The sequence below is a fragment of the Lysinibacillus sphaericus genome, assembly GCF_000600105.1.
GTDB classification, from domain to species: Bacteria; Bacillota; Bacilli; order Bacillales_A; family Planococcaceae; genus Lysinibacillus; species Lysinibacillus sphaericus.
The window spans coordinates 3,673,264-3,683,015 of record NZ_CP006837.1 but is presented as its reverse complement, the minus strand read 5'-3'; the positions used below and the strand labels follow the sequence as shown (position 1 = coordinate 3,683,015).

Sequence of the window (9,752 nt, the reverse complement as noted above, 5' to 3'; positions counted from 1 at the left end):
AGAAAAAGTGGCTGGGACATAACTAAAAAAATTAAGAAACAGACGAAAGATGTTCATAATTTTTTGCTGTATGGAGACCTTAGCTATTCTTGCTTTTGCAATAAAAAAATTAGAAGTGTTCACTAGTTGTTGGTAGCGAAGGCGGTGACTCCAGCTCAGAACAGCACATAATGTAAGACGCGGGCATACGCGCGCAAGCAGAGGGTTGCGGCTTACTGTGCTGAGCGGAAAGCACCGTCGTAGCGGACAACAACGGCAAAGCAAAAAAGTGTTAGATTGATGGCAGTCAATCTAACACTTTTTCTCTTTTGTCTCAGCCACTTTTTTTACTGTGAATGTTGTTGTCGCACCGTCGTCGGACGCATCTCAATTGTTTGGGTCATTGAAACTGTGAAAGTCGAGAATAGAAATTAGTTACGAACTCTAAAAATATTTTTTCAGATGGAGCGATTTCACGATTTATCGGTGAAATAATGCCAACAGTTCTTGGTATTGTAGGTGATTCAATGGGTACCTTAATCGTGAAGCGGGCAGCTGAATCATATAGGGAGCTTTCAGGAAGTAAGCTAACGCCAATTCCAGCTGCAACTAGACCTTTTAAGGCATCTAAGTCTTCACCTTCCGAGATTACATTCGGTAAAAAGCCAGCAGCACGACAAGCGTCCATTGCAACTTTATGCAATATATAGCCGTCTGGAAATAGAACGAAAAGGTCATTACGTAAGTCTGCCAGTTGAATGCTTTCTCGTTTAGCTAATGGATGGTTTGCTGGCAATAAGGCTGCAATGTTTTCTGTAAATAGTATAGTTGATTGGATTGCCTCGTCCTTTGGGGGAAGCGGTCCTAAAAATGCTAAATTTAACTCACGGTTTTTAACAGCATCAATTAAAAATCGATAGGAGCCCTGACGCAATTGGAATTGCAAATCTGGGTATTCGCGCTTAAAGGCTGAAATAACAGTCGGTAGCACATAGCTTGCTAGGCTTGTAGGAAAGCCTATCTTAATAGTACCTTTTGCAGGGTCTAAATATTCCTCTACCTGCTTCGCTGCAAAGTCTATGGCTTTTAAAGCAGTAATCGTATGTTCGAGAAAAGTTTTTCCGATCGGTGTTAATTTTACATTTCGACCGACGCGTTCAAAAAGTGGTGTGCCTAATTCGTCCTCTAAATTAGCAATTTGACGACTTATTGCTGACTGAGCAACATGAAGATGTTCAGCAGCTTCTGAAATATGTTCCCGTTCTGCAACCTCCACAAAATAACGTAATTGACGTAACTCCACTGGATATTCACCTCTATTAATCGAAAAATCCGATTGATTATACTTTAATTATATAATATTTAATATATAAATAGTCTGAAAAAATAGCGTAGTGCGAAATAAAAATATGATAAATTACAGAAAAGACAATTGAAATTGAAAGATTTAACACAATCTTTTAATGATTATATTAAAAAAAGGAAATTACACTTATTCTGTTAGTAATTTGAGAGTTGGGTCTTGTAAGATGTATATGAGGTGGAAATTTATGATAAAGAAAGGGATTAGCTGGATACTAATTCTACTGGCCATTACAATGTTAGCCGGTTTAACATTTAACGATCAAGATACGAGCAATACAGATCTGCAAGCAAAAGATGGCATATTAGATCTTACGGGTATTTCTAAAAATGAAAAAGTAGTTGCCTTGTCAGGTGAATGGAAGTTTGTTGGAAATGAATATGTAAAGCCAACCGATATTCTGCAAAATGCAAAGGTGGAAATTGTGCCGGGGCCTTGGAAAGAAAACGTCCAATATGGTACTTATCAGCTTCAAGTTACATTGCCTGCCCATTTCGATAAACTAGGCATCCGTGTAAGAAATATTTGGTCTGCACATCGCCTCTTTATCAACGGAGAAGAGTTTGCTTCTTACGGAACGCTTGGAACGCAAAAGGAAGGGGCAGTACCGAGTAATCCAGTGTATGAAATCTATTTTAAGCCTAAAACAAAATCACTGACCATTACATTGCAAGTAGCAGATTTCTATAATGCACGGCATGGCGTCATTTTTCCAATTGATCTTGGTGATGCAGAAACGATTGCTCACGATGTTGTAAAGGATGTTAATTTAGAGAAAACGACAATCATTATCTTATTTATTTTTTCGATTTTTCATTTTAGCTTGTACTTATTAAGGACGAAAGATCGAGCTTTTTTCTACAGTGCTCTGTACTTTTTCACATTGGCATTATTAGTATCTACAAGGGGTGAACGGACGCTTATTCGGGAGTACCCTGCCATCTCCTTCGAATGGTACTTTCGATTACAAGATTTTATTACGTATATCAATGCCGTTACGTTATTCTTTTTCTTTGTCTATACTGTTGAAACGCTAGTGAAGCGTCGAACAGCTATTACGTTGGCGATGCCGCTAATCTTATACGGAGTAGGAACGCTACTCTTTCCTGCAAGGTCATTATCATTTTTACAATATTTCTTCTTTGGATACATAAATGTTTTGGCTTTAATAATAATTGGGAGATTGGTCCACTTACTTATCACTAAAAGTACGAAAATACCTAGAAATGAACTAATGATTTTAAGTGCCTCGATGTTTTCACTACTTATCTTTTCGATAAGTGGCACAGTCGATCAGCTTTTTTTCTCTGGCAAAAATGTTCTTAATCGCGGTGGATTACTATTTTTTATTCTAGGTATGAACGTCTTTCTCGCAATGCGTCTTATTAATCGAACGACGGAAGCGGAAGTTTTTAGCGAAAGATTGGAAAAGGCTACAATAGGTAAAGATTCTTTTTTAGAAGTTACAACAAAAGAACTCGAACAACCTCTTTATCATGCACTGAACGTCACAAAATCATTATCAGCACATCGAACTTTAATAGAGCATCAATTACTTGAGCAACAACTTGAACGTTTACTTTATTTAGTAAATGACTTAAAGGATTTTACAAGAATTCGTTTCCAAGATTTTCACATTGAAGTTCATCCGGTAAATGTGCAAATGATTTTTCAGCATGTCGTTAAAATGCATGAACGTACGATGGAAAAAGCAAATATCCGATTTTATACGCATGCAGATAGTCAATTGCTAATACAAGCAGATGAGCAAAGAATTAGTCAAATAGTTTATCGTGTGGTGGAAACAGCCATTGCTCACGCGGTCAATGGAGAAGTCGTTCTAACGATTATGCATCTTGATGCAGATGTAAGAATAGTCGTTGAAGGAACTGGACCTGACGTTATCAAGCAAATCGCTGCAGACGAAACGGGCCAATCAATCGGAAAAGCAATAATTGAACAAATGGGTGGCAGCTATTCGGTAGATATTTTACATAATGGCATAAGGTTTTTAATCACATTGCCTTTTGGGGGATATGAGAAAAAACAACACAATAAAACCGATTATGTTCTGCCGTTACCCCTTCCAACACTAAATGATAATTTACCAAATTTATTGATTGTGGAGGATGATGTTATACATGCAGAAGTATTGCGAAGTTTGCTTCAGAATCATTACGCAATATCTTTAGCGCATAGTGCTGAAGAAGCGCTTTACACTATTCAGCATAAAAAACCGGATTATTTATTAATCGACGAAGTGATGCCGGTGATGGATGGCTTAGTGTTAACCAAACAAATAAGAACTCAATATAGCTATATTGATTTACCGATTATCATGCTAGTAGCTAATGAATATCCTACGAATATTTCACTTGTACTTGAATCAGGCGCTAACGATTACATTCGAAAGCCTGCATCCAAGGAATCATTATTGGCACGACTCTCTGCTATTTCTTTAACGAAAGAAGCGATGACGAATGCTATTGAGCATGAAATGAACTTTTTACAAGCGCAGATTAAGCCACACTTTTTATATAATGCACTTAGTAGTATTATTTCCTTCTGTTATACAGATGGAGAACGTGCAGGCCATTTATTAACCATGTTGTCTACGTATTTACGATATATTTTTGATTCAGGAAAAGAAGGACATCGAGCAACGCTTGAAAAAGAACTAGAAATCATTCAGGCTTATGTTGAAGTTGAACAAGCTCGTTTTGGTAGTAGATTAAGCGTTGTAATTGAAATTGATGAATCAATTGATACAGCAAAAGTTGAGGTGCCTAGCCTGCTTATACAGCCTCTTGTCGAAAATGCGATTCGTCATGGAATTTTTGAAAAAGAAGGAAATGGCTGTGTAATTGTGAAAATAGAAAAAGAAGAAAATTTCCTTGTAGTTCAAATTATCGACGATGGCGTTGGGATGACGGCAGAACAAGTAGCCGCTTTAACAATGGGGAAAAATATCAGTTCTAATGGAATTGGTTTTACGAACGTATTACGCCGTGTTAAAGAGTTACCAAAAGCTTCGCTCATGATTCAATCTAAATTGGATGAAGGAACTACAATGATTTTAAAACAACCTTTAAAGGAGCATGCCAATGTGGAAAATTATTATGGTAGAAGATGAAGAACCTATTCTAAACTTGCATAAGCGTTTACTGGAGAAGAGTGGTCTTTTTAAGGTTATTGCATCTTATACTTCGCCCATAGAAGCAGCTAAAGAGCTTTCAACAATTCAGGCAGATGCGATTCTGTTGGATATCGAAATGCCTAAAATAAATGGCTTAGAGCTTGCGTTAAAGCTAGTAGAGGAAGGAATTGATGTACCAATCATTTTTTCGACAGCTTATACGAAGTATGCAGTAGATGCTTTCCGCGTACAGGCGCTTGATTATGTCTTAAAACCGATGACACCGAATACGGTACTGCAATTAGATGAACGACTTGCAAAATATTATGGTCGTCAGAAACAACACAATATTGCTAAGCTTGAAGTTCGCCTTCGAGGTGAAGCAGGAACTCGTATGAACGGTCAAGCGATTAAATGGCGCACAAAGGTAACAGAAGAACTGTTTTACTATTTGCTGCTGAATGAAGGAGTAGTCGTTTCTAAATATCGTATTTTAGATGATATTTGGCCAAATCTTGATGAGCGAAAGGCACTAGCGAACCTTTATAATACGATTTATCGCTTGCGCCAGCTATTTAATGAATTAGAAGTGCCAATTCAAATTGAACGTATCAATGATGGCTATGAGTTAAAAACAAATAATGCCGTTGTGGTGCAAATGTCTAATGAGCCTGATTCATTCCTTCTTGAATCAAAGGGCTATTTATGGGCTTATAAAATAAGCTGAATTATATTTTTAAAAAATAGTAAAGAAGAGAGCTTAAGACAAAAGCGTTAGATTGACCTGCTAGCAATCTAACGCTTTTTTGCTATGTTGCTAATGTCCGTTACAACGGCTATGCGCATGCACTAAGAATGCACCCCGTTATATGCCACGCTTTGTTGCATCTTCATTTCTAAGTTGTTCCTACTATAGCCATGTCCTTTGCCACAACTCGTATGCTCTTTACATTGGTAAAATAATTGCAAAGGAAGGAATCACTAGGTTTTCCATTCATTGAACCTAGCTAAAAGTTACGAACAGGTTTATTCTTGTTTTTTATATTTACATACAAAGTTTTATGGAGACTTCTGCTGAAAGCAAATTAAATTTTCATCATACAGTAAAAAAGTGTAAATCTGCTTGACGTGTTTATTATGCTAGTACTCTATAATTTTATTTCTTGAAGTGATTCCATTCGAATGAAATAGGATATAGTATAGATAGGGTTGTTTGTGCGTATTTGTCACAAAACCGTTACAATTAATGCTCTATGCGAGGTTTCCACTATGTAGCTAGATGAAATCTATTCTCAATTAGAGATATTTCATTGAAAATAAACTTTGTTGATTCTCATTGTCAGTTTCGATTTCCAATAATCTGAAAATGCTTACAAAGTCTTTATATTTCACGATTTCATCATTGAAAAGTGAAAGTGGTCAAAATGGTTTGCATAGAGAACGATTTTCAGTTAAGATTAGAATGATAATAATTAAGGAATGGTTGCCCATTCATAGAACACATTATGGAGGTATTTTCATGTCAACTTTAGTAATTAAAGATCTTCACGTTGAAATCGACGGGAAAGAGATTTTAAAAGGCGTAAACCTTACAATTAATACAAATGAAATCCATGCAATTATGGGACCAAACGGAACTGGTAAATCAACACTAGCTTCTGCAATTATGGGACACCCTAAATACGAAGTTACTTCTGGTACAGTTGAACTTGATGGTGAAAACGTACTTGAAATGGAAGTTGATGAGCGTGCACAAGCAGGTTTATTCCTTGCGATGCAATACCCATCAGAAATCGCTGGTGTGACGAACGCTGATTTCTTACGTTCAGCTATTAATGCACGTCGTGAAGAAGGCGACGAAATTTCACTAATGAAATTTATTCGTGAATTAGATAAAAATATGGAATTCCTTGAAATGCATGAAGACATGGCGCAACGTTATTTAAATGAAGGTTTCTCTGGCGGTGAGAAAAAACGTAACGAGATTCTTCAATTAATGATGATTAAACCAACTTTTGCTATTTTAGATGAAATTGACTCTGGTCTTGATATTGATGCACTTAAAGTTGTGTCAAAAGGTATCAATGCAATGCGTGGCGAAGGCTTCGGATGCTTAATGATTACGCACTATCAACGTCTACTAAACTACATCACACCAGATCACGTACACGTAATGATGCAAGGTCGTGTTGTAAAATCAGGCGGCGAAGAATTAGCACAACGTTTAGAAGCAGAAGGTTACGATTGGATTAAAAAAGAACTAGGAATCGAAGAAGAAACAGAAGAACAAGAAGCATAAGAAGGAGGACGAACTAGCATGACAGTGGAACTTAACTTGCCTGTAACAGTACAGGACGTGCGCTCGTTCTCAGAAGCGAATGGTGAGCCAACTTGGTTTGCAGAGCTTCGTACGGCAGCACTAGACAAAGCAGCTGGTTTAGATATGCCAAAACCAGATAGAACAAATATTACAAAATGGGATTTTATGAATTTCCCAACTCACACAGTTGTCAGTGAAGAATTAACTTCATTAGATGAATTACCAGAAGAGGCAAGAGGGTTAATTAATCTTGAGTCTCAAGAAAACTTATATATTCAACGTAACAACACACCAGCGTTTATTAAAACGTCACAGGAGCTTGCTGACAAAGGCGTTATTTTTACAGATATGTTAACAGCTGTACGTGAACATGGTGAGCTTGTACAAAAGTATTTCATGACTGAAGCAGTAAAAGTCGATGAACATAAATTAACTGCACTTCATGCAGCACTTGTAAATGGTGGCGTATTTGTTTACGTACCGAAAAATGTCGTTATTGAGCAACCGTTACAAGTAGTATTTTTAAATGATAATGCCGAAGCTTCTCTATATAACCATGTATTAGTTGTTGCTGAAGCCAATGCAGCTGTCACATACGTAGAAACATATATTTCTACAGTTGAAGAAGCGAAAGGTCAGGCAAATATTATTTCCGAAGTCATTGTACAAGATAACGCGCAAGTAATTTACGGTGCGGTTGATGTACTGGCTAAAGGTTATACTACTTATGTAAATCGTCGTGCTCGTTTAGCGCGTGATGCAAAAGTAGACTGGGCACTAGGTTTAATGAATGATTCAGATACAATCTCTGAAAACATTACACACCTTATCGGTGATGGTTCTCATGCAGATACAAAAACAGTTGTAGTTGGTCGCGGAGAGCAAAAGCTAAACTTTACTACAGAAGTTCGTCACTGGGGTAAAAACTCAAATGGTCACATCTTGAAACACGGTGTGATGAAAGATGCAGCACAGTCAATCTTTAATGGTATTGGTTACATTGAACACGGTGCTACAAAAGCGGATGCACAGCAAGAATCACGTGTGCTAATGCTTTCTGAAAAAGCACGTGGCGATGCGAACCCAATTCTTTTAATTGACGAAGATGATGTAACAGCAGGACACGCAGCATCTGTAGGACGAGTAGATCCACTACAACTTTATTACTTAATGAGTCGTGGTATCTCGAAAGCAGAAGCAGAGCGCCTTGTTATCCATGGATTCCTTGCGCCAGTTGTTACGCAATTACCAATTGAGGGCGTTCAAAAGCAACTGACGGAGGTTATTGAAAGGAAAGTTCGCTAATGATCAATAAAGACATTAAAAGCTATTTCCCAATATTAAATCAACAAGTAAATGGTCACCCGCTTGTTTATCTTGATAGTGCAGCAACATCTCAAAAGCCTATTCAAGTAATTGAAGCAATTAAGCATTACTATGAATTTGATAACTCAAATGTTCACCGAGGTGTGCATACATTGGGGAATCGTGCGACTGACAAATACGAGGGTGCTCGTGAAAAGGTTCGCAATTTCATTAATGCGAAAACGACAGAAGAAATTATTTTCACTCGCGGTACAACAACTGCGTTAAATACAGTAGCTTCTAGTTATGGTCGTGCAAATGTTGAGCAAGGTGATGAAATTGTCATCACACATATGGAACACCATTCTAATATTATACCTTGGCAACAGCTTGCAAAAGAAAAAAATGCAACATTAAAGTACATTGACCTTGAGGCAGATGGAACGCTTGACCTTGAAAAGGTTCGAGCAACAATTACGCCGAAAACAAAAATCGTGTCTGTATCCATGGCATCAAATGTTCTCGGTACGATTAATCCGATTAAAGAAATTGCTAAAATTGCACATGCCAATGGTGCAGTTATGGTAGCGGATGGTGCACAAGCAGCACCGCATATGAAAATGGATGTGCAAGACCTAGATGTCGATTTCTTAGGATTTTCAGGACATAAAATGTGCGGACCGACTGGAATAGGTGTACTATATGGTAAAAAAGAGCACCTTGAAAAGATGGAGCCAATTGAATTTGGTGGCGAAATGATCGACTTTGTTGGATTACATGATTCAACGTGGAAAGAATTGCCGTGGAAATTTGAAGGTGGTACACCTATTATTGCAGGAGCAATTGGTTTAGGAGCTGCTATCGATTTCTTAACTGAAGTAGGGTTAGACAATATCGCAAAGCATGAACATGCGCTTGTAGGCTATGCGATGGATCAGCTTGAAACAATTGACGGACTTAAAATTTTTGGCCCACGCGATCCTATGAAGCGTTGTGGACTTGTTACATTTAACTTAGATGATGTACATCCGCATGATGTTGCAACTGTTCTTGACATGAATGGCATCGCTGTTCGTGCCGGACATCATTGTGCGCAGCCACTAATGAAATGTCTCCAACAAGTAGCGACAGCGCGAGCAAGCTTTTATCTGTACAATACGGAGGAAGATATTGACCGCTTAGTTGCTGGGTTGCGTTCAGCGAAGGAGTATTTTGGCGATGTCTTTTAATAATTTAGATCAACTATACCGTTCAGTAATCATGGATCATTATAAAAATCCTCGTAACAAAGGATCTTTAGAAACAGATGCTGTCACAATTGATATGAACAATCCGACTTGTGGTGACCGTATTCACTTAACACTTAAAGTGAATGATGGTGTTGTAGAAGATGCGAAATTTGACGGTGAAGGCTGTTCAATTTCGATGTCTTCTGCATCGATGATGACTCAAATCATTAAAGGGAAAAAAGTAGCAGAAGCATTAGAACTTGCTGATATTTTCTCAAAAATGATGATGGGTGAAGAATATAGCGATAAATACGACCTAGAGGATGTCGAAGCACTGCAAGGTGTTTCACAATTCCCTGCACGCATAAAATGTGCGACATTGGCTTGGAAAGCAATGGAAAAAGGCGTAAAAGAATAATA

At 37.8% G+C, this 9,752-nt stretch carries 7 protein-coding genes; 6 read left to right on the top strand and 1 reads right to left on the bottom strand.

All coding sequences use genetic code 11. The features are described 5' to 3' along the window. Positions 1–379 precede the first annotated feature (379 nt). Entirely contained in the window at positions 380–1,282 is a 903-nt protein-coding gene (locus T479_RS17905) for a glutamate biosynthesis transcriptional regulator GltC (protein WP_025220406.1), read from the bottom strand. A gap of 247 nt (positions 1,283–1,529) precedes the next feature. Between T479_RS17905 and T479_RS17900 the strand changes: the two genes are divergently transcribed. The 6 genes from T479_RS17900 to sufU all read left to right on the top strand — a co-directional run bounded on the left by T479_RS17900 (position 1,530) and on the right by sufU (position 9,750). Beyond that, complete coding sequence (locus T479_RS17900; RefSeq protein ID WP_024362712.1) at positions 1,530–4,475, top strand: histidine kinase; 2,946 nt, start codon at positions 1,530–1,532, stop codon at positions 4,473–4,475. After that, a complete protein-coding gene (locus T479_RS17895; RefSeq protein WP_025220405.1) occupies positions 4,447–5,205 on the top strand; it encodes a response regulator in 759 nt (252 codons plus the stop codon). Before T479_RS17900 ends, T479_RS17895 begins: the two co-directional genes overlap by 29 nt. Before the next feature lie 792 nt (positions 5,206–5,997). Then, positions 5,998–6,777 (top strand): Fe-S cluster assembly ATPase SufC, encoded by a 780-nt coding sequence (sufC, locus tag T479_RS17890; RefSeq protein ID WP_024362714.1) that lies wholly within the window; start codon positions 5,998–6,000, stop codon positions 6,775–6,777. 18 nt (positions 6,778–6,795) lie between these two features. Further along, a complete protein-coding gene (gene sufD / locus T479_RS17885; protein WP_024362715.1) occupies positions 6,796–8,103 on the top strand; it encodes a Fe-S cluster assembly protein SufD in 1,308 nt (435 codons plus the stop codon). Then, a complete protein-coding gene (locus T479_RS17880; RefSeq protein ID WP_024362716.1) occupies positions 8,103–9,332 on the top strand; it encodes a cysteine desulfurase in 1,230 nt (409 codons plus the stop codon). The genes sufD and T479_RS17880 overlap by 1 nt, the downstream gene beginning before the upstream one ends. Further along, a complete protein-coding gene (gene sufU / locus T479_RS17875) occupies positions 9,322–9,750 on the top strand; it encodes a Fe-S cluster assembly sulfur transfer protein SufU (protein WP_024362717.1) in 429 nt (142 codons plus the stop codon). The genes T479_RS17880 and sufU overlap by 11 nt, the downstream gene beginning before the upstream one ends. Positions 9,751–9,752: the final 2 nt, after the last annotated feature.